This is a genomic window from Halomonas sp. BM-2019, from assembly GCF_017584085.1.
In genome coordinates this window covers 2943899-2945264 of sequence record NZ_CP071922.1, presented here as the reverse complement: position 1 = coordinate 2945264, position 1366 = coordinate 2943899, and the positions used below count along the sequence as shown (strand labels likewise).

The following is a 1366-nucleotide window of genomic DNA, read 5'->3' as shown; positions in this document are numbered from 1 at the left end:
CCATTCGCCCGGCAGAGCCGGCCTCCCACCATAAAATTTGCCAAGCATGTTCACGCTAAAGTGCGATGAACCTCATTTTTCCGGCGCTGGGGCTTGTCAGGGGAGACAGCACCCTGGTTGGCGGGCGGAGGAGCGCGCACGCCCATTCCCCCGCCGGCGACCGGCGGGGGAATGGGCAAGCGAAGGCGAGAATTCAGCTGCGACGCATGCGCAGGATCGCATTGAGCACGTCGCGGCGGGTCACGATACCCACCAGGCGCTCCTGCTCGACCACGGGATAGACCTTGGGCTTGTTGCCTAGCATCTCCTGGGCCAGGTCGGTAATGCTCTTGTTGGGCGTGACGGTGAGCACCTCATTGCGCATCAGCTCACGGACCAGCGGCGGCTCTTCATTGAGATAGGCGCTCTCCAGCACCTTGCCGAGCACGTCCTGTTCCGAGATGAAGCCGATCAGGTGGTCACGCTCGTCGACCACGGGAACGCCGGGCAGGCGGTGCAGCGTCAGGCCTTCGGCCAGGGTCGACACCGCGGTCTTCCCGGTGACCCGGTAGCAGTCACGGGACATGATCTCGCGAACGGTGGTGGGGGCCTTGTTGGGCATGGCGGGTCTCCTTGTGCCGGTTCATCATCAGCCCATATCGACTACTAGCATAGCCGACCCCGGGCCCTTGCCGAAGGTCGATGGTGACCGCCTGTCAACGCTTCACGGCGGGGCAGGGGAGCACGTCCCGGAACCCCCGGCGTTCGTCTCTTTCCAAGGGGTAGCCACCCCGCAACAGGAGTCTCGCCCATGGATGCCCGAGAGTATCTGGCCAGGAAGGGCCTCGATGGAAGCCGTGACGAGGAGCGCCCGACCACCCTCGGGGAGAAGGCCTGGTCCCGTGCCCGGGAGGCCGGCGATCACCGCCCGCGTGCCGGCACTCCCCATGACTGGGAGGACTGGGAACGCCATCACCAGGAGTTGGCCGCAGGCGCCGAGACGCTGCAGCAGAAGATCGACCGCGAGGCACACCGGCGCCTGCTCGAGCATGGCGCCGACGAGCGCCGCGGGCCGGCGGCGCTCGGTCGGTTCATGCCCGGCCAGGCCGAGGCGCCCGCCCGGGTGGCGGTAATGACCACCGAAGTGCGTCTGGCGCTGCTGGCGCTGGCGGTACTGTTGCCGCCGCTGGCCGTGGGCCTCGCCGGCCAGCCGGCGCAGCGCGTGGGAGTCAACCTGCTGCTGACCCTGCTGGGCTGGGTGCCCGGCGTGGTGCATGCCCTGGGCTGCGTGCGTCGCCGGGCCGGCGGCTTCGCCTGATGTCTCACTTGGCAGTCGGCCGCCGGCGCGTATAATCCCGGTCAACCAAATCTGTGGATGGAGTTGACC

At 67.6% G+C, this 1366-nt stretch carries 2 protein-coding genes; one reads left to right on the top strand and one right to left on the bottom strand.

What is annotated here, in order from left to right; translation table 11 throughout:
* Window positions 1-193 precede the first annotated feature (193 nt).
* A complete protein-coding gene (locus J5F18_RS14725) occupies window positions 194-601 on the bottom strand; it encodes a CBS domain-containing protein (RefSeq protein WP_346299320.1) in 408 nt (135 codons plus the stop codon).
* Between the two features lie 189 nt (window positions 602-790).
* Between J5F18_RS14725 and J5F18_RS14720 the strand changes: the two genes are divergently transcribed.
* Entirely contained in the window at window positions 791-1297 is a 507-nt protein-coding gene (locus J5F18_RS14720; protein ID WP_346299319.1) for a YqaE/Pmp3 family membrane protein, read from the top strand.
* The last annotated feature ends 69 nt before the right edge of the window (window positions 1298-1366 follow it).

Bases quoted from the DNA above. Each gene is read 5' to 3' on its own strand.
- J5F18_RS14725 (WP_346299320.1), bottom strand. From the start codon at position 601: ATGCCCAACAAGGCCCCCACCACCGTTCGCGAGATCATGTCCCGTGAC.
- J5F18_RS14720 (WP_346299319.1), top strand. From the start codon at position 791: ATGGATGCCCGAGAGTATCTGGCCAGGAAGGGCCTCGATGGAAGCCGT.